This window comes from Devosia sp. (genome assembly GCF_035944845.1).
Classification (GTDB): domain Bacteria; phylum Pseudomonadota; class Alphaproteobacteria; order Rhizobiales; family Devosiaceae; genus Devosia_A.
In genome coordinates this window covers 67733-93214 of record NZ_DASZAW010000051.1, presented here as the reverse complement: position 1 = coordinate 93214, position 25482 = coordinate 67733, and the positions used below count along the sequence as shown (strand labels likewise).

Sequence of the window (25482 nt, the reverse complement as noted above, 5' to 3'; positions counted from 1 at the left end):
CCTGACCTTCGTCTTCATCGGCGCGGGCCTGCTGTGGTTCGGCTGGTTCGGCTTCAATGCCGGCTCGAACCTCGAAGCCAACGGCCTCACCGCCCAGGCCTTCCTCAACACCATCACTGCCCCGGCCGCCGCGGCCCTGGCCTGGGGCCTGGCTGAGAAGTTCACCCGCGGTCATGCCTCGCTGCTCGGCTTCGCCTCGGGCGCCGTTGCCGGCCTCGTCGCCATCACCCCGGCCGCCGGCTTTGCCGGCACCATCGGGGCGATCATCCTCGGCGCCATCGCTGGTGTGGTCTGCCTGTGGGCCGTCGTGACCCTGAAGCCGATGTTCAAGTACGACGACTCGCTCGACGTGTTCGGCATCCACGGCGTCGGCGGCATCGTCGGCGCTCTGGGCACCGCCTTCGTCGCCAGCCCGACCTTCGGCGGCTACCCGCTGGCCGGCTACGAGATGTGGAGCCAGTTCATCAAGCAGCTGACCGGCGTCGGTATCGCCATCGTCTGGTCGGCCGTGGTGGCGCTGATCGCCATGTTCATCGTCAAGGCAGTGTTCGGCGGCGCCCGCGTCACCGAGTCCGCCGAGAGCGATGGCCTGGACCTGTCGAGCCACGGCGAGCGCGCCTACAACTAAGCGGGCGCGACGACCCGATACGACTGGTGCACAGCGGATCTCCTCCCCCGCTGTGCGCCAGAACCCCGGAGAGCCGGGCCATCACTCGGCTCTCCGACCCCTCAGCAACCGGGCTGCAGCCCGGTTTGCCGACCGTCCGCTGATCGCGGCGTGCAGCTCACGTACCTCTTGGCCCGCCACAGAGGCTTCCCACTCGCAAACTGCGTGGGCTGCACACCCCGGTCAACGGGACCCGGGTCCTGAAACGGCATCGGCACCGCCCCGCCAGGCGATTCCATTTTGCTTAGTTGCTGGGCAGATAGGGTCCGTTGACCGCCCAAAGTTTAAGCACCTTGCCGCGAGCGAGGCGGTGTGTTGTTGCTCTGTGCCCTAACCATCTGAATCGACACCACTCTTTTCGTTCGCCCAACTGGCACGCGGCTTGATTGCTCTGCCCCCGAATTCACCCGGATGCGAGCCGGGTTTGCTTGGGAGGCTTCAATGGCTGAGTCCGCAGGGCTCGACGTATTCTTTGTGCTGGTCGGCGCTATCCTGGTGTTCGCCATGCATGGCGGCTTCGCCTTTCTCGAACTGGGCACAGTGCGCGGCAAGAACCAGGTCAACGCCCTGGTCAAGATCCTGGTCGATTTCGCCTTCTCGACCCTGGCCTATTTCGTCATCGGCTACACCATCGCCTACGGCGTGACCTTCTTTCACAACGCAGCGACGCTCTCGGGCGGCGGCGCCGGCTTCGCCCCGCAGGGCTTCAGCCTGGTGAAGTTCTTCTTTCTTGCCACCTTCGCTGCGGCGGTGCCCGCCATCATTTCGGGCGGCATTGCCGAGCGGGCGAAGTTCTGGCCGCAGGTAATCGCCGCCGCCGTCATTGTCGGGCTGATCTACCCGTTCTCCGAGGGCATCGTCTGGAACGCCAATTACGGCATCCAGGCCTGGCTCGAGGCGACATTCGGTGCCCGCTTCCACGATTTCGCCGGCTCCATCCAGGTGCATGCGCTGGGCGGCTGGCTGGCGCTCGCGGCGGTGCTGCGCATGGGTGCCCGGGTCGGCCGTTACGGCCCGAGTGGCCGGCCGTTTGCTCCGTCTTCGATCCCCTGGCTGGCGCTCGGCACCTGGCTGCTCTGCATTGGCTGGTTCGGCTTCAACGTCATGTCGGCGCAGTCGGTCGCCGGGGTCTCGGGGCTCGTCGCCATCAACTCGCTGCTGGCCATGGTCGGTGGCATCATCGCCGCCGTGGTGGTGGGCAAGAACGACCCGGGCTTTACCCATAACGGTGCGCTGGCCGGACTCGTCGCCGTCTGCGCCGGCTCCGACCTCTACCACCCGCTGGCGGCGCTGGCCGTCGGCGCGGTCGCCGGCGTTATCTTCGTCAAAGGCTTCATCCTCACCCAGGAGAAGCTGAAGATCGACGACGTCCTCGGCGTCTGGCCGCTGCATGGGCTCTGTGGCCTCTGGGGCGGCATTGCCGCCGGCATCTTCGGGCTCGAGGCACTGGGCGGGATGGGCGGGGTGTCGTTCGTCACCCAGCTGGTCGGCTCGCTCGCCGTCTCGGCTTACGCTTTCGCCGCCGGCTATGTGCTGTACTGGCTGTCCAACCGCTTCGCGCCAGTGCGTCTCAGCGACGAGCAACAGCGCCGCGGCGCTGACCTCGCGATCCACTCGATCGGTGCCGAACCCGAGTTCTGAGGCCTGGAACAGCTCCTTCCATCGGGCGTTATCCCGCTGGAAGGAGAATTCCCATGTCTATCAAGGACAAGGTCAAGTTCATCGATTTTCCGGCAATTGCTTTGGTCCTTGCGATCATCTTCGTACCGGTCGCGGTAGCGCTGACGATTTAGCGTTACTCGGGCTTGCTGCGAGGCTCAGTTCATCGCACCCATCCGGCCGTCATCCCGGCGAAAGCCGATAGGCTAAGTTACGGTCGTGCCCCACCCACCGGCTGTCATCCCAGCGAAAGCTGGGACCCAGCCATCCCCCTGCGCGGGCTGTGAGTTGGGTCCCAGCTTTCGCTGGGATGACACCGAGTTATGGGAGCTACCGGATGGCAAGGTCGCCGATGGGAGGTGAGGGTTTGGAGCCCACCCTTCAAATCCCACACTGCCCCCGAATCCCGTCCCGCTTGCCGCGATCGAAAAACCTCTCTATGAGTGACCTCCTTCGGCCAGCCAAAGGGAGGCGCGATATGACAGCATTCCGACCTCGCCTCGCAGGGCTCACCTCCGGTCTTCACCGTTAGGTCGCCCGCGGTCCTCCCTGGAGGACCCACCGCCTGCTAGCCGCCGGACGTTCCGGCTCTTTTCCAGTTTTGCTCTTTTCCGGGACCGGATGGCTGCCCTCTGCGGCGTCCGGACGAACGACATGGCTTCTTCCAAGAAAAATCCGCGTGGCCAGGCCTATGGCAAAGTGCTCGGCTTCGCTGCCGCCCACTGGCGCCGGCAGCCGAAGCGCGTTGCCCTGATCATGGGTCTCTTCTTCCTCGAGACCGTTGCCGACATCCTGACCCCGTTCTTCGCCGGCCGGCTGGTCGAGGCGGTGGCGAGCGGCGCCGCCACCAACGAGATCGCCTGGAATGGCGCAATGACCGCCTTCCTCATCATCGTGGCGCTCGGCGCCGCCTCGGTGCTGGTCCGTCAGCTCGCCTTCCAGACCATCATCGCGCTCACCTTGCGCATGATGAGCGACATCGCCCAGAACGCCTTCCACCGGGTACAGCGCTTCTCGTCCGATTGGCACGCCAACTCCTTTGCCGGCTCGACGGTGCGCAAGATCACCCGCGGCATGTGGGCACTCGACAGCCTCAACGACGTGATCATGATGGCGCTGCTGCCGTCGCTGGTCATGCTGGTCGGCACCACCATCATGCTGAGCCTGTTCTGGCCGGTGATGGGCCTCGTCATCGGTGTCGGCTCGCTGATCTACATCACCGTCACCGTCAGCCTTTCGACCCTCTGGGTGGCGCCGGCGGCAAGCCTTGCCAACGCCTGGGATACCCGCATGGGCGGCGCGCTCGCCGATGCGGTGAGCTGCAACATCGTGGTCAAGGGCTTTGGCGCCGAGGATCGCGAGGAAGCGCGTCTCGGCCACGTGGTCGACAAATGGCGCCGGCGCACCTCGCGCACCTGGAACCGCGGCACGCTCAACGGCACCATCCAGAACACCATGCTCTGGGTACTGCGTTGCGCCATCATCGGCTCGGGCCTGCTGCTCTGGCAGAGCGGCGCGGCCACGGCCGGCGACGTCACCTTCGTCATCACCACCTTCCTGGTCCTGCAGGGGTACCTGCGCGATATCGGCCAGCACGTCCGCAACCTGCAGCGTGCCGTCAACGACATGGAAGAGCTGGTGGCGCTCGATGACCAGAAGCTCGGCATCGAGGACAAGCCCGGCGCGAGGCCGATGGCGGTGAAGGCCGGCGCCATCGACTTCGAGCATGTCGACTTCCACTACGGCGTGCACCTGAAGCCGCTCTACAGACAACTCGACGTGCATATCGCGCCGGGCGAGAAGGTCGGCCTCGTCGGCCATTCCGGCTCGGGCAAGACCACCTTCGTCAAGCTGATCCAGCGCCTGCACGACGTCTCGGGCGGCCGCATCGTCATCGACGGCATCGACATCCGCGACGTGCAGCAGGCCTCGCTGCGCCAGCAGATCGCCATCGTGCAGCAGGAGCCGGTGCTGTTCCACCGCTCGCTGGCCGAGAACATCGCCTATGGACGCCCCGGCGCCACCCGGGCCCAGATCGAGGAGGCGGCCAAACTCGCCAACGCCCATGATTTCATCGCCAGACTGCCCAAGGGTTATGAGACGCTGGTGGGCGAGCGCGGCATCAAACTCAGTGGCGGCGAGCGCCAGCGTGTCGCCATTGCCCGTGCCTTCCTGTCGGATGCCCGCGTGCTGATCCTCGACGAGGCGACCTCCAGCCTCGACAGCGAGAGCGAGCTGTTGATCCAGCAGGCGATGGAGCGGCTGATGGTCGGCCGCACCACCATCGTCATCGCCCACCGGCTCTCGACCGTACGGGCGCTCGATCGCCTGCTGGTGTTCGACGGCGGCAAGGTGGTCGAAGAAGGCACGCACGAGCAGTTGGTGAAACGCGACGGCGGCATCTACCGCCGGCTGTTCGAGCGCCAGGCGCTCGAACTGATCAAGGGGCTCGAAGCGGCGGAATAGCCGGTAACAGTCCACCCTCGAAACATGACCCGGCCCGTTGCATCGGGCCGGGCCACTGCTCTGCGTCCGGGGACCGGCGTGCCGTTACTTCGGCAGCAGGACCTTGTTGACGACGTGAATAACGCCGTTCGACTGGTTCACGTCGGTGATGGTGACGCGGGCGATGCCACCACTCTCGTCGACGATGTAGACGCGGCCGCCTTTGGCGACAGCCGTCAGGGTATCGCCGCTCAGTGTCTTGAACGCCCAGCTGCCGCCGGCCTCGGTGGCCTTGGCGAGAAGATCCTCATAGGACCACGACCCGGCCGCGACGTGCGCGGTCAGGATCTTGACCAGGGTCTTCTTGTTCTCGGGCTTCAGCAGCGTATCGACAGTGCCGGCCGGCAGCGCCGCGAAAGCGGCGTTGACCGGAGCGAACACGGTGAACGGGCCTGCGCCGGACAGCGCCTCGACCAGGCCGGCTGCCTTCACCGCCGCGACCAGCGTCGTATGGTCCCTCGAATTGACCGCGTTCTCGATGATGTTCCTGGTGTCGTACATCGCGGCGCCCCCAACCATCTTGGGGGCGGCGAGCGTCGGCAACGTGGTGGCGCCGAGCGCCAGGATGGACACCGCGAGCAGCGTCCGGAAGGTCTTGTGCATGATCATCTCCCAAGGGCGGCCCTCTGCCACCCGCGGTACGGAGTTACGGGCGATGTGAAGAATAAGTTTTGGTGGCGCGCGTTTTTTGTGGTCGGATGGCTTCATCGTAAGATACCGATGGATATTTCGGCGCAGCGGTTGAAACCGCGCCCCATCCTCCCGACCTGAGCCCGATGACCATACTCCCCCTCTCCATTCTCGATCTCGCTCCCGTCTCCGAAGGCACCTCGACCCCGGATGCGCTGCGTAACATCATCGCCCTCGCCAAGCTCGGCGACGAGCTGGGCTTCACCCGGCTCTGGTATGCCGAGCATCACGGCATGCCGTCGATCGCCTCGTCCTCGCCGGAAGTGCTGATAGCCACCGCTGCGGCCAATACCTCGCGCATCCGCGTCGGCTCGGGCGGCGTCATGCTGCCCAACCACGTGCCGCTGCGCGTGGTCGAAACCTATCGCACCCTCAATGGCCTCAACCCCGGCCGCATCGATCTCGGCATCGGCCGCGCCGGCGGCAGCGATGGCCGCACACTTCAGGCGCTGCGCTCCGTCGGCGGCGAGTATTTCGCCCAGGAACTGGCCGAAATGCTGGCCTTCGAGGAAGCCAACTTCGCCCCCGACCACCCGTTCCATCAGGTGATGGTCGTGCCCGAGCGGGTGGAACTGCCGCCGGTCTACCTGCTCGGCTCGAGCGGGGCGAGCGCCCAGGCAGCCGGACAGCTCGGCGTCGGCTATTCCTTCGCCGCCCATTTCAGCGCCACCCCGGCCGGCCCGGCCTTCGCCGCCTATCGGGCCGCGTTCACCCCGACCGATGCCTTTCCCAAGCCGCACGCCATCATCGCGGTCTCGGCGCTGGTCGCGCCGACCGACGAGGAAGCGCGGTTCCTCGCCCGCTCGCAGGAGCTGATGTGGGCGCTGTTCCATTCCGGCCAGGTGCGAAAGCTGGTCTCTCCCGACCAAGCCGCGGCGCACCAGTACACTCCGCACGAAACCCGCATCATCGAGGGCCAGCGTCCGCTCTGGATCGTCGGTTCGCCCTCGACGGTGAAGGCGGCGATTGAGAAGAAGGTCGAAGAGTCCGGCGCAGACGAGGTGATGGTCACCACCACGATGTACGACTACGAGCTCAGGCTGCGTTCGTTCCGGCTGCTGGCGGAGGCTTTCGGGCTCTAGTCCTCCCCACCCCATCGCTCCCCGTCAGGGGGAGGGTGTCCGCCGGTTATCGTGGTCAGAACACGCCCCAAGCTCGATGCTCACCTCCCCCTCGACGGGGGAGGCAAGCGAAGCTTGGGAGCGAGAGCGACCTAGCGTAGCTCGGAGGGGGTGCGATACGGCCACCATGCTTGCAACAGGCCTCCTAGGAGCAACTCAAGCTGCCAGTGCCTCGCGCGGCATGGCATGGACAGCCGCTGGCTGGAACAGCATCTTCACGTAGTTACGCGCCATCAGCATCTGCTCGGGCAGCACTGAGGGGTCGCCGAGCGACTTGCTCATGATGATGCCGCCATCGATGGCGCAGGTGATGTTGCGTGCGATGCGGCCGGGATCGATCGGGTCGCGCAACGGATAGGCCGCCACGATCGCCTCGACCATCCGCCGGAAGAAGGCGTTCCACTCCTCGACGATCGCGTTGACGAGGCCGCGGATCTCGCGATTGAACAGCTGGTCCTGGTAGCTCATCGTCGCGACGAGACATCCTGGGTGCCCGCCGGGCAGCCCAGCCATGTGCTCGGCGAACAGGGTCAGCCCGATCAACAGCTTTTGCAGGGGATCGTCGCTGAGCTGAGCCGCGCGACCAAAGACCTCGTCCACCAGTTGCTCGAGCCGGCCGCGGTAGCGCGACAACAGCCCCCGCGCCAACTCGTTCTTGTCGCGGAAGTGGTAGAAGAACCCGGATTTGGTGATCCCCGCCTCGGCGATGATCTCGTCGATCGACGTGGCGCCAAAGCCCTTGGCGAGCACCCCCGCTTCGGCGATGTCGAGGATGCGCTCGCGCGTCTCATTGCCTTTACGCATGCTGGTTCCTCCAGAAAACCGTACCACCGGTGCGGTTATCGGGCCGATCGACCCATCCTGGCACCTCACCCCGCCGGCCCTGCGCCGGACTACGAAGTTGTTGTGGCTTGCTAATTCCGCTCGAGCCCAAACCGCACCACGCGCTCGCTATCCTCTCGCCCGAAGTCATCATATGTTTTGTGGAAAGCGGGGCGCGCTGAGGAAAATGACGATGACGACTATCGACCTGGACGAGAGCCCGCTGGCCATCCGCCAAAAAACCGATGCCGGTTTCATCCGGCGCCTGCTGCGCCGCTGGGTGGAGCGGCACAGGGAGCGCACCACGCTGATCTTTCTCAGCCGCATAGAGCCGCATCTGCTGCGCGACATGGGGATCGAGCCCGGCGATATCTTCGACGCGCTCGACGGCAAGCGCAGTTCCGTGCTGTTCCACCCGATGCGGAAGCCCGACCATCACTAGCCCCTGACTGCGCGCCACGTGGCGATGATGGCATCGGCCGAGAGGTCGATGTCCGCCTCGCTGGTGGCGCCCGAGGTGACGGAGATCCGCATCACCCAATCGCCATGCCAGGCGGCGCCGCCGGCAAAGCAAACGCCACCGGCCTGCACGCCTGATATCACCGCCTCGGTCAGCGCCTTGCGCGTCGCCGCGTCGCCGGCGCCGAAATCGATGATCAGCTGGTTGATGGTCACCTCGTTCCTGAGGTTGATACCCGGCTCGGCGCTCAGCCGCTCGGCCATCCGCCTGGTGAGCGCTACGTGCCGCTCGACCAGCTCCGCCACGCCCTGCCGCCCCAGCGTCTTCAACATTGCCCACACCGGGGTGCCGCGGGCCCGCCGCGACAGCTCCGGCACGAAAGCCGAGGGCACCCGGTCGGTGGGGCTGATGGTCGGCAGGTAGCTCGCCCATTGCGTCATGGCGCGCTGATGCGCCTCGCGGTCGCGGACGATGGCGAAACCGGAATCGTACGGCACCTGCAACCATTTATGCCCGTCGGTAACCCAGGAATCCGCCGCTTCGATCCCCGCGGTCAGGTGCTTGAGCGATGGGGTGGCGCGAGCCCAGAGCCCGAACGCGCCATCGACATGCACCCAGGCGCCGGCGGCATGGGCGATCGGGATGATGTCATCGAACCGGTCATAGGACCCGGTATTGATCTGCCCGGCCTGCGCGATGACGATCTTGGGGCCGCTCAGCCCCCTGAGCGCCGCATCGAGCGCGGCAACGCTCATCCGGCCCTGCCCGTCCGTGGCGACGCGGATCAGCCGGCGATAGCCGAAGCCGATCAATTGCAGCGCCGAGAACATCGAGGAATGCGCATCGTCGCCGATCAGCACATGCACCGGCGGCGCGCCGAACAGCCCATCGGCATCGGGATCCCAGCCGGCATCGAGCAGCACCCGGGTACGCGCCGCGGCAAGCCCCACGGCGCCGGCGACGGTGGCGCCGGTGGTGAAACCGATCGAACTCTCCCGCGGCAGATCGAGAATATCGAGCAGCCAGTGTTCGGCCACTTCCTCGATCGCCGCGGCTGCCGGGGTCGGGGTGTGATAGCCGGCATTCTGGCCCCACGCGCTGACCAGCCAGTCGGCCGCGACGCCCGCCGGATGCGAGGCGCCCATCACCCAGCCGAAGAAGCGCGGGCCGGTGATCGGCATCAACCCACCGGCACTGCGCCGGACCAGTTCCTCGAGCACATCAGGAGGCGCCATGCCCGTTTCGGGCAGCGGCTCGAGCAGCCGGTCGCGCATTTCGGCATAGCTATGGTCCGGGCGGCCGGCATGTTCGTTGAGCGAGGCGCGATAGTCGACGGCATGGTCGACGGCGCGGTTAAGCAGCTTGCGCAGATCGTAAGTCATAATACGACATCCCCGATTGAGCCGGAAAAACCATAGCGCACCTGAAGCGAAGATGAACGAAGGCTCTCCCCTCTCCCCTAACGGGAGAGGGGAGGTGCAGCCAGGACCGAAGGTCCGTAGCGAAACTTGGGTGAGGGGTTCAGCGTCTCAGCGAGCGCTCGTTGCGGCCGCTTCACCCCTCAACCGGCCTCCGGCCACCAGGCGAGGGCTGCGCCCTCGTCCTGCGACCCCTTAGGGGAGAAGGGACGGGTGGACCTTACGCCGCCAGCTTCTTGAGGATCGCGGCGCCCATTTCTTCGGTGCCGACGGTCTTGCGATTGTCCTGCGCGATATCGCCGGTGCGCAGCCCATCCGCCAGCACGCTCGAGATCGCCGCTTCGAGCCGGTCGGCCAGCGCCACGAGGTTGAACGAATAGCGCAGCGCCATGGCGAAGCTGGCCAGCATGGCGATCGGGTTGGCGACGCCCTTGCCGGCGATGTCCGGCGCCGAACCATGCACCGGCTCGTACAGCGCCTTGCGCTTGCCGGTCACCGCATCGGGGGCGCCGAGCGAGGCCGAGGGCAGCATGCCGAGCGAGCCGGTGAGCATCGCCGCCGCGTCCGACAGGATGTCGCCGAACAGGTTGTCCGTCACCATCACATCGAACTGCTTAGGGTTGCGCACCAGCTGCATCGCCGCGTTGTCGGCAAGGATGTGGTGGAACTCGACATCCGGATAATCCTTGGCCACTGCCTGCGCGACCTCGTCCCACAGGACGCCCGACTTCATGACGTTCTTCTTGTCGGCCGAGTGCACCTTGTTCTTGCGGGTTCGGGCGAGATCCATGGCGACGCGCACGATCCGGTCGATTTCATAGGTCTCGTAGACCTGGGTATCGATGGCGCGCTTCTGGCCGTTGCCGAGATCGGTAATGGTCTTGGGCTCACCGAAATAGACGCCGCCGGTCAACTCGCGGACGATCAGGATGTCGAGGCCCTCGACCAGCTCGCGCTTCAGCGACGAGGCATCGGCCAGCGCCGGGTAGCAGATCGCCGGACGGAGGTTGGCGAACAGTTTGAGGTCCTTGCGCAGGCGGAGCAGGCCCGCCTCCGGGCGCTTCTCATAGGGCACCTTGTCCCATTTCGGCCCGCCGACCGCGCCGAAGATCACGGCATCGGCGGCAAGCGCCTTCTGCATGTCCTCTTCCGAAATCGCCTCGCCATGCGCGTCATAGGCGCAACCGCCGACCAGGCCCGTATCGAAGGTGAAGTCCGTCTCACCCTGGCTGTTGAGCCAGGCGATCACCTTCTCGACCTCCTTCATGATCTCGGTGCCGATGCCGTCGCCGGGGAGAAGGAAGAGTTTCTGAGCCATGGGTGATCCTCAATTATAGGATGATGCTGGCGCGGGACTTATCGCTACTTGCCCCGCCCCTGCAAGGCCGACGAACGCCTAAAGCGCCCAGGCATTCGCCCCCTCGGCCCGCTGGTGACGATCAGTTGCGTGCCCGGCGCCGTCAGGCGGCGTCGAACCGCTTCTGCATGAAATAGCGGGCGCCGCCGACCGGATGATCGTGCAGCGTGCCGAACACTGAAAAGCCGAGCTTTTCGTAGAACGGCCGAGCCTGGAAGCTGAAGGTATCGAGCCAGACGCCGAGCAGGCCACGTTGACGAGCGAAGGCCTCTGCCTCTGCCATCAATGCTCGCCCATGCCCCTTGCCGCGCAACTCGGCCGGCACGTGCAACCACTCGACGAACAGCCAATCCAGCACCGCGGTCGCGGTTAGCCCGCCAACTGGCTTGTCGTTTGCATCGTAAAGCAGCAGCGCGACATTCTGCGGGGTGATGCCGCCCGTCTGTTGTTTGTTGTAGGCGCGCAACCCATTGCGCACCACCGCCACGTCACGACCCAAGGGGTTGAGCTTGAGCCTGATCTGCACCTGCGTCAGCGTCCGTGTGCGCCGAAGCGGGCGGTCACTTCGATCTCGAGCTTCATCTCGGGGCGGGTCAGCCCGCACACCACCATGGTGGCGGCGGGTCGGATGTCGGCGAACACCTCGCCGGCCACCGCCACCAGCGCATCGTAATGCGCCATGTCGGTGATGTAATAGCGGACCCGCACCGTATCCTTGATGGTGCCGCCGGCTTCTTCGAGCGCCTGCTGGATGGTGGCGAAGGCGTTGCGCGCCTGCTGGCCGGCATCCTCGGGCATCACCATGGTCTTGTAGTCATAGCCGGTGGTGCCCGAGACATAGGCCATGTTGCCGTCGATCACGGCACGCGAGTAGCCGATCTTTTTCTCGAACGGCGAACCCGAGGAGATGTGGAGGACCATTCCCGGCGCCTCAGAGCCAGGGCCGGTCCTGGCCCATCTTTTTCTCGAACCCTGAGATCGCCGGGTCGGCCTTCAGCGTCGTCGCGATATCGTCGAGCCCCTCGAGCAGCGTCTGCTTGCGCGACGGATCGATATCGAAATGGATCGAACCGCCATCCGGGCCCCTGATCGTCTGGCTCTCGAGATCGACGCTGATCGTGGCGTTCGAGCCGCGCTCCGCGTCGTCCATCAGCAGCGCCAGCTGCTCGGGCGTTACCACGATCGGCAGGATGCCGTTCTTGAAGCAGTTATTGTAGAAGATGTCGGCGAAGCTGGTGGAAATCACGCAGCGCACGCCGAAGTCGAGCAACGCCCACGGCGCGTGCTCGCGCGACGAGCCGCAGCCGAAATTGTCGCCGGCGATGATGATCTTGGCCTGCCGATAGGCTGGCTTGTTGAGCACGAAGCTCTCATTCTCGGTGCCATCTTCATTATAGCGCATCTCGGAAAACAGGGCCGTGCCCAGCCCGGTGCGCTTGATGGTCTTGAGGTATTGCTTGGGAATGATCATGTCCGTGTCGATGTTGATGATCGGCAGCGGCGCGGCGACGCCCGTCAGGCTCGTGAACTTTTCCATGGCAATACCCCTTTCGGTGCCGGCTGTAATGAAGCAATGGCCGGAGGGAATCAAGTCGTTCGCGAGCAGAGCATTTCACGGCCTGGTTGACTCTGAGAAGCTGTTGGCGAGCTTGGCACCAGGTAGCGACCTAAACTCGGTGTCATCCCCGCGAAAGCGGGGAACTCCGTTTGCGATCGTGCGGCAGACACCGAAACAGAGGTTCCCTGCTTTCGCGGGAATGACCCGGCGGGTGGTGCTCGCCCCGTGGTGGAATGCGTCCAGCTCTTGCGGGGATGACACCGCAAGTCGTGCAGCTTGCCGCTGACCGCGCCTAGCCCAGTCGCGGCAGGTTGCGGCCCATATCGCCCTGCTCGATCTCCCGCGCCTCATCGAGGCTGAGCATCGGCACGCCTTCGCGGATCGGGAATGCCAGATGCGCCGCGACCGAAATCAGCTCGGTGCCGTCGGCGGAAAGCGTCAGGCGGGTCTTGGTCAGGGGACAGACCAGCATCTCGAGCGTCTTCACATCCACCACGTGGCGGAGATTGGCCGCTGCCTCTGCCGGGGTTGCCGCGCTCAATTGAGCGGCGACGCCCGGTCGTCGCCCTTGGCCATCTCGAACTCGGCCATGGCGATCAGCGTCTCGGCCCGGGTTTCGAGCGTATCGGCCTCGAGCAATGCCTGCTTCTCGGCCGCCCCATAGGGCGAGACCATGGCGCAGAAATTGACCAGGTCGGCGGTGCCGGTCTTTTCGATCTCGTCCCAGTTGAGGTCGAAATTGCCGAACTCGGCATAGTCGCGCATCATCTTGAGGAAGCGCGGTCGGTCCACGGCCTCCTCGCCGAACTCGCGGTCGAAATCCGAAGCAAAGGCATCCGTCGCGATCATGCCGCGCCGGAACGGCGTCATGGTCGGCATTTCCTTGATGAGCTCGAACCGGCACAGCCCCTCGAGGATGACGAAGTAGCGGGCCTCCTCCACCTCTTCGAAATGGCTGATCCGGCCCACCGTGCCGATGCGCTGCAGCGGCGCCCGGCCCTTCGGGCTTTCCTCGGAGGTGTCACGCGGCTGGATCAAGCCGATCAGCCGGTCACCCCTGAGCGCATGGTCGATCATTTCGACATAGCGCGGCTCGAAGATATTGAGCGGCCGCCGGGCATAGGGCAGCAGCAAGGCGCCGGTCAGCGGGAACAGCGGCACGCTGGCGGGCAGGTCGGCGGGAGAATTCGGTCGCTTCAACACGGGCGCCTCCGGGAGCGTGGTCAGGAGAAGTTTAAGACTTCTCCGCTTCGACCGCGCGACAATCAAAAACCTGGAGCCGGTCCGGCTCCTCGCGAGTTACGAAACTGGAGCCATCATGGCTCCAGCACAACCAATGGCTCAGCTGAACAGCAGCGCCGACAGCAGCCGGCGGCCCTTCAACGTGGCGGGGTCCTTGGGGCCCCAGGCTTCGAACAGTTCGAGCAGCTTCTTGCGCGCCCCGTCCTCGTTCCAGGTGCGGTCGCGACGCATCAGCGCCACCAGCGCTTCGGCAGCTTCGAGGCGCTTGCCCTCGGCATTGTACTTTACCGCGAGGTCGAACCGCGCCTGGTGATCGTCGGGATTTTTCTCGAGTTGCGCCGCCAGCTCGTCGGTTTCGCTGAGCTCGGCAGCCTCGCCGAGCAGCTTCAGCGCCGCCAGCGTCGAGGTATAGTCGTCGCCCTTGCGCCCCTCTTCCGGCATGGTGTCGAGCACTGCCTGGGCCTGGTCCGGCTCGCCGGCAGCAAGGAACACCTTGGCCATGCCGACGATCGCTGCGGCATTCTCCGGCTGGTGCTGCAGCACCATGCCATAGATCTGCGCCGCCTGGTTGAGGTCGCCCACCTTCAGCGCTTCGCCGGCGGCGGTCAGCGCATTGGCGATTTCCTCCTCGATGGAGCCGGCCTGCGGCTGGCCCGCCGGAGCGGCCGAGATCACCTTGTCGGCAAAGCGCCGCACCTCGCTTTCGGGGATCGCCCCGAGAAAGGCGTCGACCGGCCGGCCGCCGGCAAAGGCGAACACCGCCGGAATCGACTGAATGCCCAGTTGGCCCGCGACGCCCGGGTTCTCGTCGATATTGATCTTCACCAGCCGGATCTTGCCGGCCTTCTCGTTGATCACCTTCTCGAGGTTGGGCGTCAGTTGCCGGCACGGGCCGCACCACGGCGCCCAGAAATCCACCAGCACCGGGGCCTCGAGCGAGGCGTCGATCACGTCGGCCTTGAAAGCACGATCGGTCGAATCCTTGATCAGCGCGCCGGCGGGCGGCGAAGAATTTTGAGAGGCCGGGTTGAGGTCGTTGAGGGACATGCTGTGCTTTTCCTGCCGCGACGGGCCACCGAGAGGCCTGTCTTTCCTTGGTTTTCTTGCGCTCCGATGGGGGCCGGAGGCAAGCTTTTTCCCGCGCGTGATGAGACCAGAATTATGGGTTGCAAACCCGCTTTCGATTGGGCATATAGGCGCGCGGTTCGGCGCTGCCAAGTTTCCCACGGGAACTAAGCATCGTAAAGAGCCGATGGAGTGCGGGTGTAGCTCAGGGGTAGAGCATAACCTTGCCAAGGTTAGGGTCGAGGGTTCGAATCCCTTCGCCCGCTCCAATATCCTCCCTGTACCTCAGGGATGTGACGATAAGGCCGGGCCAACAGCCCGGCCTTCGTTTTTTCCGCAGCGCCCGCAGTGCCTGCCGACTTAACAGAAATTCGACGCACCCCGGTAACGGTGCCGCATTGCCAACAAAGTTATAGGTCGCACTTTGTCGGTATGGGGCGGCAGTGTGGCAAGCAATGAGCAAGTTACTGGAACGGTCGGCCCCACTTGATGTCTTGCGAGCGGTAAGAGAACGCACTGCGGCCGGGCATGGCGGCACTGTGTTGATCGAGGGCGAGGCGGGAATCGGCAAGACGACGCTGCTGCAGGAGTTTGCAGAACAGCATGCCGGAGAGTTCAAGGTGGCGTGGGGATGGTGCGAAGCGCTGTTCACGCCGCGGCCGCTGGGGCCGCTGCACGACATGGGCCGCTCGATGGGCGCCGGTATCGCTGCCCTGCTGGAGCAATCGGCTCCGCCCGATCGCTTGTTCCCGGCCCTGCTCAACAAACTGCAGGATGACGGCGACCCGCTCATCCTGATCTTCGAGGACGTGCACTGGGCCGATAACGCCACCCTGGATCTCGTGAAGTATCTGGGCCGGCGGATTGGCCTGCTGCGGGCGATGGTGGTGCTCACGGCGCGTAGTGACGAGATCGGCCCCACCCATCCGCTGTCCTACGTGCTCGGCGACCTGCCTGCCGCGGCGGTAACCCGGATCAAGCTCGGTCCACTGTCGCCTGCAGCGGTGCATGAACTGGCTGTCGAAGCCGGGCAGTCGGGCGATGAACTCTACCGCGTCACGGCGGGCAATCCGTTCTTCGTCACCGAACTGCTGGCAACCGGGGGTAGCGAGGCAGGCAGCGTCCCCGATTCCATCCGCGATGCGGTGTGGTCGCGGCTGGCGCGCCTCACTCCCGGCGAACGCGACGTGCTCGAGATGATGAGCATCGTGCCCGGGAACATGGAACTAGGCCTGATCAAGGCGCTGCTCGGCGCCGATGCCGAAGACCTGGTGGACATGGCAGTGGGGCGTGGCCTGCTTCGGCGCGACCCCCAGGGCGATATCTCGTTTCGACACGAACTGGCGCGGCGAGCGACACTGGATCGCCTGTCGTCGAGCCTGCAGCGTTCACTGCATTCCAAGGTGGAAGCCGCTCTGGCGGCCCTCCCCGGGCAGGACAGCATGCTGCATCTGGCGCGCCGTGTGCACCATGCGGCTGGCGCCGAGGACGGGGCCGGGGTGCTGGCCCTGGCGCCGCGTGCCGCCGCGCAGGCGTCGCGGCTGGGCGCCCACCAGCAGGCGGCCTCGTTCCTCCAGACGGCTCTCGAGTATGCCGACATCGCAGAGCCGGCGGTCGCCGCACAGCTGCACGAAAGCTGGGCTTACGAGGCAAGCCTCGGACTGTTCGACTACAATGCGATCATTGCGAGCCACCACCGCGCCATCGCCATCTGGCGCGAACTCGGCAACGCGCCAAGATCAGTCTCAACTACCGCCTCCTGTCGCGCCTGCACTGGCGACGCGGTGAAGGGGCGGAGGCGCGCAACTTCGCCGACCTCGCGGTGGAAGAAGTCGAGGGCACCGGACCCGGGCCGGAACTGGCGATGGCCTACAGCACGCGCTCGCAGCTCAATATGCTGCACTATCGGTTTGCAGAAGCGATCGACTGGGGGCGCCGGGCCATTCGCCTCGCCGACGAACTCGGCGTTGTCGAGACGCGGGTGCACGCGCTCAACAATGTCGGCACTGCCATGCTGTTCGATTCCCGGCCCGGCGGGCGCGAGGTGATGGAGGAAGGTCTGGCGCTGGCGTTGCAGCATGGCTTTCATGATCACGCGGCGCGCGCCTACACCAACTTCGCCGAGCACGCGGTGGTGTCGAAGGATTTCGAACTGGCCGAGCGCCTGCTTGCCGAGGGCATTGCCTTCGCCGCCCGGCACGACCTCGATTCATCGACGCAGTATCTGCTTGGCCGGCAGGCGCAGTTGCGTATGGAACAGGGCCGGTTGCGCGAGGCCGAGACCATCGCGCAGGGTGTCATCGCCATGGAGCGGCTGCCGGTCGTCATGCACCTGCCGGCGCTCACGGTGCTGGGCCGGGTGCGTATGCGGATGAACCTGCCCGATGGCGAGCGGGCCTTGCTGCGGGCCCTCGACGAGGGGCTGCCCACGGGCGAGCCGCAACGCATCTTTCCAGTACGCATCGCGCTGGCCGAAGCCGCATGGCTCAAGGAAGACCTGGATGCGGCGCGCCAGCAACTGACTGCGCTCACCACCATCGACCTCACTGGGCTGAGGGCATGGGACCTGGGCGAACTGGCAGCCTGGTGGCGCCGCTCATTGATGCCGAGCGACGTTCCGGCACGCTTGGGCGAGCTGCCGGCGCCATGGGCGCTGGAACTTGCCGGACAACCCGCTCGGGCTGCCGCGGAGTGGACCAGGCTCGGGCTGCCCTACGAAGCCGGTATCGCCTCGATGCAGGTTGCGGGAGCGGACGCGGGTGCGGCGCTGGGCCAGGCAATTGCCACGTTCGAGACCATCGAGGCGCGTCAGGCGGCAGCCCTGGCGCGCCGCCTGGCGCAGCGGCTGGGTCTGGCCGAGGAGATGCCCAAATCGCGTCGCGGGCCCTATGCCACTTCGCGGCAGCATCCGCTGGGCCTCACCCAGAGCGAGCACCAGGTGCTGCAGCTGATTGCCGACGGCAAGTCCAACAAGGATATCGCCCGGCACCTGTCGCGCTCGCCACGCACCATCGAGCACCAGGTCTCGGCAGTGCTGGGCAAGTTCAGCGCCGCCAACCGCATCGAAGTGATGCTGCGGCTGCGCACCGAACCCTGGTTGCTGACGCCGGTCGAGGCCGAAGCCCTGTAGGTAGCGCTCCGGCGGTTAGGGGAAACCACCTATGCCGTACGCCCGCAAAAACAGGGCGGCGCCGAGGGCAATACTGGGTACTCGACAATCGTCTCCCTAGGCGGCGTCACCGATTTTGATGCCGGCGCGCCGGCTTAGCCTTTCCCTCGCTCGATCAACGAGCAGGGAGAAGATCGTGACCGTTACCCAAGACATCTCCACGCCCCGCCGCGTGTCGCGGCAAGCGGGCCTGGTCGACGCCCTTGCCGCGCGTTTGGAGGGCCCGGGCGGCTACTACAATGTCGGCAACGTACTCGGCCTCGCCACCGCGCTGGGCCTGCAATTCGCCAGCGCCGCCGGATCGTCGAAGACCGGCACGGACCTGTTGTTCAGCTACTTCGCCGGCAGCCCGCAGGCCCTCGCCTTCACCATCGCGACGCTGATCTTCCTCGTCGGCGGCGAGGTCTATTACCGGGCGTGGCAGCATGGGGCGGCGCCGAACCAGCGGCTGACCCGGCTCGGCGATCTGTTGTCGGCTGCCGGCGGAGCGGCGCTCTCGATCAGCCTGCTGCTGCTCGGCCAGCCGCTTTTGGCGCTCGCCACTGGGGCTTTCGTCGTCCTCGGCAAGCTCGGCAGCGCCATCTTCGGCGATGACGCTGTCGGCCCGCCGCTCTGGCCTCAAAGCTGGCCCGACCCGTTCCGCCTCGCCGTGCTGGTCGGCCGTGCCCCGGCCGTCAGCGCCGCCGGGCTCGGCATGATTTACCAGATCGGCAGCGGTGCACAGCTCATCGCCCTGATTCAGCCGGCGGTGCTGATCGTCTGCCACGTGCTGTGGGTCAGGGCCGACCTGCTGCTGCTCGGCGGCGGCAAGCGTGCCGCGACGGCGAAATGAGGGGGCGACGATGCGTGGCTTCACCGAGTTCGCCGGCCGCCTGACGCGGCTCGTTTATTCCCGGGAGCGCGGCAGCTTCGTCTCCGAAGTTGTGCCGCACCCCTTCGAGGCAAGCGAAGCCTCGCCAAAGCCAATCTCGGAACACCATACGGCAGCGTCCTGTCCACAGCACGCCGCCAAGCTTTGCCCAGACAGAGGAGGATACAATGATCGTTGAAGCCATGACCCCGGGCGCCCTCGTGCTGCCTCGCCCAACCGCGGATCACCTGACGCTGGCGCGCATCGAGAACCGGCTGAAGACAGCCCATGCCAACCATCTCGGCTACCCTTACAACCTCGCTGGCGACGTGCCCGCGGCATCCCGCTTCGCCGGCTACCTGGTCAACAATCTCGGCGATCCCTACGCGGGGTCGCACTACGGCTCGGAGGTCTGCGACCTCGAACGCGAGGTGGTCGACTGGCTGATGGAGCTGTGGCAGTGCGACAATCGCGACGACTACTGGGGCTCGGTCGGCGCCAGCGGCACGGAAGGCAACTTCTGGGCCCTCTACCTGGCGCGCGAAGCCTTCCCGGATGCCATCCTGGTCTACCCGCGGGAAGCCCACTACTCGATACCCAAGTCTGCCCGCATCCTCAGGATGACCACCCAGACGGTCGATTGCGAACCATCCGGCGAAGTTTCGTTGTCGGATCTGCGGCGGGTGCTCTCACGATTGCGCAGCGCCTTCGTCATCGTGGCGCTGACCTGCGGCACGACGGTCAAGGGCGCACATGACGATATCGCTGGCGCGATGGCGGTGCTTGAGGATTGCGGCTTTCCGGCGCAACGGCGTTTCGTGCATGTCGATGGGGCGCTCAACGCCATGGTGCTGCCGTTCCTCGAAGGCGTGCCGGACCGCCTGCAGCCGAGCTTCCGGCACGGGATCGACTCGCTGTCGACGTCGGGCCACAAGATGATCGGCACCACTATGCCGTGCGGCGTTCTGGTGACGCTGCGACGCCATGTCGAGCGCGTGGCGTCCGCCGTGGCCTATCTGCGGTCGAACGACACGACCCTTATGGGCTCGCGCAACGGGCACGCGGTGCTGGCGCTGTGGGCTCGGCTGTTCGGCCACGGTCGCCTTGGCTTCCGACGCGATGCCGAGCGCTGCGTGGCGCGGGCAACCAGGCTTGCCGAGGAGCTTCGCGACGCCGGCGTCCCGGTGCTGCTCAACCCGCACGCGCTGACGGTGCTCTTTCCGCAACCGAGCGAGGACATCATCAAGCGCTACCAGCTGGCCTGCACCGGCGACGACGCCCATGCGATCATCATGCCCAATGTCACCGAGCAACTGGCCGCACGGTTCACCTCGGACTACCTGGCGTGGTGGGATGGCAGGTAGCGCGCCGCAGCCCCGATGGACCTCCGGGTGTGACGACAAGGCTGGGCCAAGCTCGGCCTTGGTGCGCTGCGGCGAGCTGCCGCCGGATGGTTCAAGTCGGCGTTCTACCGACAGACTATCGCAGCGCCGATGTCTACGACGCCGTGTTCGTCGGCATTCCCTCATCCGGGATTGCGAGTGGCATTTCGGCTTCTACTCGTCCGGGCCCATCGCCGACGCGAGCATCGAGCCGCTCGTCATGCGCTGCGGGACATCAAATGGTTCCACCGTCAGCTCATGCTGAGCCATGGCCTGCTGCTCGCCTCCGCGCCGCTCACTCCGACCGAACACAAAGTGCTGCAGCGGCTGAGAAGCGTGCCGCCCATCAGCTCGGCCTTGCCGAATCCACCACGCACCAGCACGTCGTCGCCATCTTCCGCAAGTTCGGCGTGCATAGCCACGCTGGCTTGATGAGCCTGTGGTTCAACCGGCCTGCGGCGAGAACGGCCCACTTCTGCGGCCGCAGAACTGCGCCATCAGAGGGCATTCGGGGCGACGCACGGAAAAGAACTCAAGCAACCTTCGCTGATGTGCCGAAACGGCCTGTGCCAACGTCGGCTTGTTGCCCAGTGTGGATACTCATCAAGGATGAGCAGTCGGCTTTGGTAGGACTGATGCGAAGCGGCGCATGAGTATCGCAGGGCCAAATAGTGTACTTGTCTCTTTGTGGCTGATGAAGCCGCACGCTTGATAGAAGCCCTCAGCATCGGGGCTGACGATGACCTGCATTTCCGGGCCCCATGCATCGCTGAAGCGGGCTAATGCCTCCTCCATCAAGGCTCGACCAATCCCTCGCCTCCACCACGCGGTTTTCACGAACAGGCCTTCCACTTCAATACCACCTGGGCGTTCTGAAACGTCGATCATGCCTACTATCTCACGATCAACTTCGGCTAACAAAACACAGGCTGCCTCGACCCGCCCTGACGCAACGAGTAGGAACTCTGGATTTGCCAGGAGTGATTGCCGGTAGGCATCGGCGGCGAGGGACGCTTCTCGCTTCACAAGGTTGAGCGCACTCATGTCGCTTCGAACTGCGGTTCTAATACTCAGGTCCCACATTAGATCGTCTCCATTTGATTGTTGCGAACTACGCGCTACCATTCAGCAGTGGAAGGCGGTTACGTTGAGCGCTTGCCGCGAAATGAGGTCGCTGCGTAGATCACGGCGATCTTTGTATCGAACATTGTGACAACTCGATTGAATGGGGCCATTCAAGTCGATTGGTCAGCGGTTTCGATACCGGCCTTGAACGTTACGCTACCCTGCAAATCACCGCGTTCAGGCGACCGTCTCCCCTGCGATCGTTTCCGATCGCTTCTGCGGATGCCCACCACGAGGAGAATTTCTGCGATCAGCATCAGCGGCCAAGGCGTAAGGAGCAGAACTGCAGCGTCGATGATGGTCCACCCGATCAGGCACCACGGCAGGAAAGCTGGTGGTGCGATGTCCTTGCGGTACATCCACACAACGATGAGACCGATCAGGATCAATGGAATGCCAAAGCTCTCCAAACTGAACCAGAAGGCACTCCCCGCCGGAGACATGGCGGAAAAGCTCTCGTTCCAAAGCGCACCGCTGAACCATGCACCTGCATGTGACGCGGCGCCTTCCACAGTCAGTGCGCCTGTGGTGTGTGCGCAACCATAGAGAGCGATTATCCAACCGGCCCAATGAACCATTCGGTCTGTGCGATGCGTCATGACTTGGCAGCCCATATCGTGACCAGCGACATTGGAGCAAACACGGCCCAATGTATTAGGCTCCAGGCCTCGCCGAACCAACTGAAGCTGAAGACGAGGCATATTGCCGACAACGCCAGGTAATGACCGCCGACGAACCAGGCGAGCGGCACTCGCCACCTCGGGTTGTAGGCGGCCGCTATCATCCCGAGGCCGCCAAGTGCGATCAGCAGGGCCATATCGTACCAGAGTACATCCAGAATACCCTTCGCCTCAGTCGGCAAAGCCGCGGCGTAGACGGGATCCATCACCTCGCCCGTGCTCAAGACATGGTACCCGAGCACCGCAGCACAAAGTGCTGCTGCAGCAAGAAGGGCATAACGGCGCGTCCGGTCGGACGCGCGTGTCGTCGTTGTGAGCATCCTCACCTCCATCTGTACGGAAGCGTATGGATATGCGCTATCTCGACAAATGACCATACGCATACGTATGGAAGTGGTGAGGCAAGTTATCGCACGTGCCCCTGCGGAGAATGTCGGTGCCGACTTATCCGCAACCTGGCCCAGCAGGCCCAGAAAAATAGCGGCATAGCCAGTTCTATCACCGTCAGGATGATGATGAACGGGTGAGGGGGGCCAATGCTGAAGATCGAGATGACACGACCCACTCCACCAAAGAAAAAGACCGTGGCGAGCCAGGGGATCCAGTGAAGTCGGCGTTCCAGATTCTTCGCCACCAAAAGCAACAAGACGCCATAGCTACCCCAGATTGCGGCGTAGAACCGTAATTCGCTGTCCATGTCAGCTGACCAGATCGGTCCTGGTATGCTCGCTGTACCCGAAAGTGCGTGATAAGCCTGCTTCCCGGTCGACAGGGTGGCTTCGGGGCCTTGCAACAGCATTGACATGGCGATGGCCAAGGCAATCGCGCCAAGTGCTGCGCAGAGAATGCGAAGTGTGGCGGCCATTTGCTACTTGCCTTGTGGGACCAGCACATAAGTGCCGTGATGCTCGCCAGGGCGGGACGAGATGGTGCCTGTTGCAGTGAATGATGCGAAGCGACCGGTTCCCATGCCGTCGATAACCACGACCTTGCCGCTAACCCCGTCCTCCGAACTGAACGTTCCCTCGTGCCACAGCACAAAGCTTCCGTCGCCTCCTGACTTTGCCTCTACCCTCTCCAGGCCAGAGAATGTCACTGGCCTACCGGCGCGATAGACCAGGAGATATTCAAGAGCGCCATCGGCATCGACGCCACCCTCATAGCGATTGAGGATCGACGCTCGGGCCAGCTTGCCGCCTCCTGCCACTTCACCGAACTCGACCTCGTCCCATTTTACACCCGTAAAAGTGCCTTCCATTTTCTTGCTCCGTTGGTCTGCGACGTGACTGTGCCGCTATTGCGAGGCTCACCCGGCGTCCTGTGTGACAACGGGGAGGTGAAACATACGTATCCGTATGTTTGCATACGGATACGTATGTTGTGTGCTCGTGCGGCGTCAATCCCGGTGCGCTTGTTTTGGCATTGGGCGGAGGAAGCGATTGTCGTAAGTATCTGCCCAAGTTCGATGCGCTGTTCGCGTATCAAATTGCCACTGGCTAGGAATCCATGCCCAGAAAGAACACCTTGCAACCGGAAGACTGGACCTGGGCGGCCATGCGCGCCTTAGCGGACGGTGGCATCGACGCCGTGTCGGTCGAGGGGATTGCAAAGACACTTGGAGCGTCCAAAGGGTCGTTCTACTGGCATTTCGCCGACCGGCCGGCGTTGCTCGTCGCCATGTTCGACCTGTGGGAGCGTGACGGTACAGCGGATCTGATAGATCGCGCCAAGTTGGCCGGTGACCCTGTCGAGGGCCTTCGCGGCCTGGCGAGGGATGCCTTGCATGCAGAGACGCACGGCATTGATGTCGCGCGAACAGAATCGGCCATTCGCGCCTGGGCTTCGCACGACCCCTATATTGGCGAACGCTTTTCTCGCGTCGAAGAGGCGCGCACGGCGTTTCTCGCCAGTCAGATCGGTTCGCTTGGCTATGATGGTGCCACCGCTATGCTGCTGAGCAAGGTCATGCACCTCGCGCTCATAGGACTGTTTGCAGCGCGAGCATCCAGTTCGAGCCTAGCCGAGGACGAAACCTACAACTTTCTCGTTGAGGACCTGATCGCAAGGGCTCCGCGGCCAAAGAGTCGAAAGAAGCCAACGACCTAGCGGGGCTGCCCGGGTGTGTGCGGCTTTTCATGGTCGAACCAGGCCCAGCTTGGCGCTGATGCAGTCCAAATGGTAGTTGCTGGAGCCCCGATTTCGCGGTTGTCCAGCGCGCCAAGCCGCACGATCAGATAGTCGGGCTCTGCAGGTGCGTCGGCGAACAGCGGCGTTCCACAAATCGGGCAGAAGCGTCTTCGGATCAGATTACCTGCATCCGATATCGCCGAGAACTCCGCCACCGCTCCAGTGACACGTAGTGCAGATTGGCGGAAGAACACGCTCAGCGAAGCATTGCCCGAGCAAATGTATTGGCAATCGCGACACCAGCAAGCGCGCGTACCCACCGGATCGTCGGAAAGGCTGAATGTGACGGCGCCGCATAGGCAACGTCCGCTGTGCTTGCCCATGGCAACCCCTGTGTCCCGACACAACGGTGACTCGCTTGACATTGCGACCACGCGTCACACCATACGATCGCGTATGGATTTTGTCGACCTCGTTTGTTAGATACGCATGCGTATGGAACAGACAAAGGGGCTTGCCATGGCATTTGCCAACGCCTTGATCGCGGATAACTACATCGAGCTTTCAGACGCCCTCGCCGACAAGGGCTATCTTGTCACCACCACTCAAGCCTTGATCACCTGGGCACGAACCGGCTCGATGATGTGGCTGCAGTTCGGCCTTGCCTGTTGTGCCATCGAGGGCGCCATGCAGGTGTCGGGGCCACGCTTTGATATGGAACGCTTCGGCGCCGCGCCCCGGGCCTCGCCGCGACAAGCAGATGTCATGATCGTGTCGGGCACGCTGACCAACAAGATGGCCCCTGCCCTGCGCAAGGTCTACGACCAGATGCCAGAGCCGCGCTACGTCATCTCCATGGGTTCATGTGCCAATGGCGGCGGCTACTACCACTATTCCTATTCAGTCGTGCGTGGTTGCGACCGGATCCTGCCCGTCGATATCTACGTGCCTGGCTGCCCCCCGACTGCCGAGGCACTGCTCTACGCCGTGCTTCTGCTGCAAAAGAAGATCCGGCGCACCGGCACAATCGAGAGGTGAAGCTCATGGCAACTCAGGTTTATCCCTTTGCTGTCGCAGGTGAGGTTGCTGCGTCGATGCTTCCCAATTGGGACTTCGCCGATGGCTACACGACAACAATCCCCGAAACAAATCTCGCACCACGAGATGCGGCCAGGCGTATCCTGGAGCGCCCGCCGGCGTGGATTGAGGCACTTCTCGGGCTACGCAACCTGCTCGTTGCGCCCTTTGGTCTCAAAGGAAGGTCCCGCCACGACGAGAACGTGATCGGTGGCTTTCCGGTGATCGGGAGATCACCAGGCGGCATTGTTCTCGGTCTTGATGACAAGCACCTGAACTTTCGAATTTCCATCACGGTACGACCAACCGGGGACGGTTCCAGCGTCGTCGCCATGCTCTCGGTCGTCGGCACGAACAACCTGCTGGGCCGCGCCTACCTAGCGTTCGTGACTCCATTTCATCGCGTGATCGTCCCCGCCATGCTGGCGCGGGTAAGCCTTGCGAGCATGGTCAATTAGCGAGACGGTCAAACCGCCTCATCTTTGAGGCAATGATGCTGTCAGCACTT

The 25482-nt window shown here is 64.3% G+C and carries 29 protein-coding genes and 1 tRNA gene; 13 read left to right on the top strand and 17 right to left on the bottom strand.

The window, feature by feature from the left end; translation table 11 throughout:
- The 3 genes from VGV07_RS08745 to VGV07_RS08735 form a co-directional block, all read left to right on the top strand.
- Positions 1-628: ammonium transporter (locus VGV07_RS08745; RefSeq protein WP_414649926.1), on the top strand; the 628-nt coding region annotated here is incomplete at its 5' end.
- Positions 629-1108: 480 nt separating this feature from the next.
- A complete protein-coding gene (locus VGV07_RS08740) occupies positions 1109-2308 on the top strand; it encodes an ammonium transporter (RefSeq protein WP_326868309.1) in 1200 nt (399 codons plus the stop codon).
- Positions 2309-2980: 672 nt separating this feature from the next.
- Entirely contained in the window at positions 2981-4792 is a 1812-nt protein-coding gene (locus VGV07_RS08735; protein WP_326868308.1) for an ABC transporter ATP-binding protein, read from the top strand.
- 84 nt (positions 4793-4876) lie between these two features.
- Here the strand turns inward: VGV07_RS08735 and VGV07_RS08730 are convergent, their stop codons facing one another.
- The gene (locus VGV07_RS08730; protein WP_414649925.1) at positions 4877-5434 is read right to left on the bottom strand and encodes a fasciclin domain-containing protein; all 558 of its coding nucleotides are present in this window, start codon (positions 5432-5434) and stop codon (positions 4877-4879) included.
- A gap of 173 nt (positions 5435-5607) precedes the next feature.
- Here VGV07_RS08730 and VGV07_RS08725 point away from each other — a divergent pair, with 173 nt between their 5' ends.
- Positions 5608-6603 (top strand): LLM class flavin-dependent oxidoreductase, encoded by a 996-nt coding sequence (locus VGV07_RS08725; RefSeq protein WP_326868307.1) that lies wholly within the window; start codon positions 5608-5610, stop codon positions 6601-6603.
- 195 nt (positions 6604-6798) lie between these two features.
- Here VGV07_RS08725 and VGV07_RS08720 read toward each other — a convergent pair whose 3' ends face one another.
- Entirely contained in the window at positions 6799-7446 is a 648-nt protein-coding gene (locus tag VGV07_RS08720) for a TetR/AcrR family transcriptional regulator (RefSeq protein WP_326868306.1), read from the bottom strand.
- A gap of 211 nt (positions 7447-7657) precedes the next feature.
- Here VGV07_RS08720 and VGV07_RS08715 point away from each other — a divergent pair, with 211 nt between their 5' ends.
- A complete protein-coding gene (locus VGV07_RS08715) occupies positions 7658-7906 on the top strand; it encodes a DUF1127 domain-containing protein (RefSeq protein ID WP_326868305.1) in 249 nt (82 codons plus the stop codon).
- Here VGV07_RS08715 and VGV07_RS08710 read toward each other — a convergent pair.
- The 8 genes from VGV07_RS08710 to VGV07_RS08675 all read right to left on the bottom strand — a co-directional run bounded on the left by VGV07_RS08710 (position 7903) and on the right by VGV07_RS08675 (position 14546).
- A complete protein-coding gene (locus VGV07_RS08710) occupies positions 7903-9306 on the bottom strand; it encodes a pyridoxal phosphate-dependent decarboxylase family protein (protein WP_326868304.1) in 1404 nt (467 codons plus the stop codon). The genes VGV07_RS08715 and VGV07_RS08710 overlap by 4 nt on opposite strands.
- 256 nt (positions 9307-9562) lie before the next feature.
- Positions 9563-10660 carry a 3-isopropylmalate dehydrogenase gene (gene leuB / locus VGV07_RS08705; RefSeq protein ID WP_326868303.1) on the bottom strand — a complete coding sequence of 366 codons (1098 nt, stop codon included), beginning with the start codon at positions 10658-10660 and terminating at the stop codon, positions 9563-9565.
- Positions 10661-10802: 142 nt separating this feature from the next.
- Positions 10803-11225, bottom strand: a complete 423-nt coding sequence (locus VGV07_RS08700; RefSeq protein WP_326868302.1) for a GNAT family N-acetyltransferase — start codon at positions 11223-11225, stop codon at positions 10803-10805.
- 5 nt (positions 11226-11230) lie between these two features.
- Positions 11231-11620, bottom strand: coding sequence for a RidA family protein (locus VGV07_RS08695; RefSeq protein ID WP_326868301.1), 390 nt, complete (start codon positions 11618-11620; stop codon positions 11231-11233).
- Between the two features lie 10 nt (positions 11621-11630).
- The gene (gene leuD, locus VGV07_RS08690) at positions 11631-12236 is read right to left on the bottom strand and encodes a 3-isopropylmalate dehydratase small subunit (protein WP_326868300.1); all 606 of its coding nucleotides are present in this window, start codon (positions 12234-12236) and stop codon (positions 11631-11633) included.
- 313 nt (positions 12237-12549) lie between these two features.
- Positions 12550-12753 (bottom strand): Trm112 family protein, encoded by a 204-nt coding sequence (locus tag VGV07_RS08685; protein WP_055875178.1) that lies wholly within the window; start codon positions 12751-12753, stop codon positions 12550-12552.
- A 41-nt stretch (positions 12754-12794) separates the two neighbouring features.
- Entirely contained in the window at positions 12795-13460 is a 666-nt protein-coding gene (locus tag VGV07_RS08680; protein ID WP_326868299.1) for an LON peptidase substrate-binding domain-containing protein, read from the bottom strand.
- Between the two features lie 138 nt (positions 13461-13598).
- Positions 13599-14546 carry a co-chaperone YbbN gene (locus tag VGV07_RS08675; RefSeq protein WP_326868298.1) on the bottom strand — a complete coding sequence of 316 codons (948 nt, stop codon included), beginning with the start codon at positions 14544-14546 and terminating at the stop codon, positions 13599-13601.
- A gap of 212 nt (positions 14547-14758) precedes the next feature.
- Here VGV07_RS08675 and VGV07_RS08670 point away from each other — a divergent pair.
- From VGV07_RS08670 to VGV07_RS08650, 5 genes are all read left to right on the top strand, one after another.
- Positions 14759-14833: transfer RNA gene (locus tag VGV07_RS08670), tRNA-Gly, on the top strand.
- A 186-nt stretch (positions 14834-15019) separates the two neighbouring features.
- Positions 15020-16612: an ATP-binding protein gene (locus VGV07_RS08665; protein WP_326868297.1), complete on the top strand. Its 1593-nt coding sequence runs from the start codon at positions 15020-15022 to the stop codon at positions 16610-16612.
- The gene (locus VGV07_RS08660) at positions 16546-17694 is read left to right on the top strand and encodes a LuxR C-terminal-related transcriptional regulator (protein ID WP_326868296.1); all 1149 of its coding nucleotides are present in this window, start codon (positions 16546-16548) and stop codon (positions 17692-17694) included. Before VGV07_RS08665 ends, VGV07_RS08660 begins: the two co-directional genes overlap by 67 nt.
- Before the next feature lie 175 nt (positions 17695-17869).
- The gene (locus VGV07_RS08655) at positions 17870-18565 is read left to right on the top strand and encodes a hypothetical protein (protein WP_326868295.1); all 696 of its coding nucleotides are present in this window, start codon (positions 17870-17872) and stop codon (positions 18563-18565) included.
- A 206-nt stretch (positions 18566-18771) separates the two neighbouring features.
- A complete protein-coding gene (locus tag VGV07_RS08650) occupies positions 18772-19947 on the top strand; it encodes a histidine decarboxylase (RefSeq protein WP_326868294.1) in 1176 nt (391 codons plus the stop codon).
- A 269-nt stretch (positions 19948-20216) separates the two neighbouring features.
- On the opposite strand, the gene VGV07_RS08645 is transcribed toward VGV07_RS08650, so the two are convergent.
- From VGV07_RS08645 to VGV07_RS08620, 6 genes are all read right to left on the bottom strand, one after another.
- Positions 20217-20381, bottom strand: coding sequence for a hypothetical protein (locus VGV07_RS08645; protein WP_326868293.1), 165 nt, complete (start codon positions 20379-20381; stop codon positions 20217-20219).
- A 187-nt stretch (positions 20382-20568) separates the two neighbouring features.
- On the bottom strand, positions 20569-21009 hold the full coding sequence (locus VGV07_RS08640) for a GNAT family N-acetyltransferase (protein WP_326868292.1): 441 nt from the start codon (positions 21007-21009) through the stop codon (positions 20569-20571).
- Between the two features lie 191 nt (positions 21010-21200).
- On the bottom strand, positions 21201-21668 hold the full coding sequence (locus tag VGV07_RS08635) for a DUF6463 family protein (protein WP_326868313.1): 468 nt from the start codon (positions 21666-21668) through the stop codon (positions 21201-21203).
- 17 nt (positions 21669-21685) lie between these two features.
- Positions 21686-22090 carry a hypothetical protein gene (locus VGV07_RS08630; RefSeq protein ID WP_326868291.1) on the bottom strand — a complete coding sequence of 135 codons (405 nt, stop codon included), beginning with the start codon at positions 22088-22090 and terminating at the stop codon, positions 21686-21688.
- A gap of 86 nt (positions 22091-22176) precedes the next feature.
- Positions 22177-22635 carry a DUF4345 domain-containing protein gene (locus VGV07_RS08625; RefSeq protein WP_326868290.1) on the bottom strand — a complete coding sequence of 153 codons (459 nt, stop codon included), beginning with the start codon at positions 22633-22635 and terminating at the stop codon, positions 22177-22179.
- A 3-nt stretch (positions 22636-22638) separates the two neighbouring features.
- Positions 22639-23028, bottom strand: a complete 390-nt coding sequence (locus VGV07_RS08620) for a DUF3224 domain-containing protein (protein ID WP_326868289.1) — start codon at positions 23026-23028, stop codon at positions 22639-22641.
- 248 nt (positions 23029-23276) lie between these two features.
- Between VGV07_RS08620 and VGV07_RS08615 the strand changes: the two genes are divergently transcribed.
- A complete protein-coding gene (locus tag VGV07_RS08615; protein WP_326868288.1) occupies positions 23277-23876 on the top strand; it encodes a TetR/AcrR family transcriptional regulator in 600 nt (199 codons plus the stop codon).
- Here the strand turns inward: VGV07_RS08615 and VGV07_RS08610 are convergent.
- Positions 23873-24280 carry a GFA family protein gene (locus VGV07_RS08610; RefSeq protein WP_326868287.1) on the bottom strand — a complete coding sequence of 136 codons (408 nt, stop codon included), beginning with the start codon at positions 24278-24280 and terminating at the stop codon, positions 23873-23875. The two genes, VGV07_RS08615 and VGV07_RS08610, sit on opposite strands and share 4 nt — an antisense overlap.
- Before the next feature lie 136 nt (positions 24281-24416).
- Between VGV07_RS08610 and VGV07_RS08605 the strand changes: the two genes are divergently transcribed.
- Positions 24417-24935, top strand: a complete 519-nt coding sequence (locus VGV07_RS08605) for an NADH-quinone oxidoreductase subunit B family protein (protein WP_326868286.1) — start codon at positions 24417-24419, stop codon at positions 24933-24935.
- Between the two features lie 5 nt (positions 24936-24940).
- A complete protein-coding gene (locus VGV07_RS08600; RefSeq protein ID WP_326868285.1) occupies positions 24941-25432 on the top strand; it encodes a DUF2867 domain-containing protein in 492 nt (163 codons plus the stop codon).
- Positions 25433-25482 lie beyond the last annotated feature (50 nt).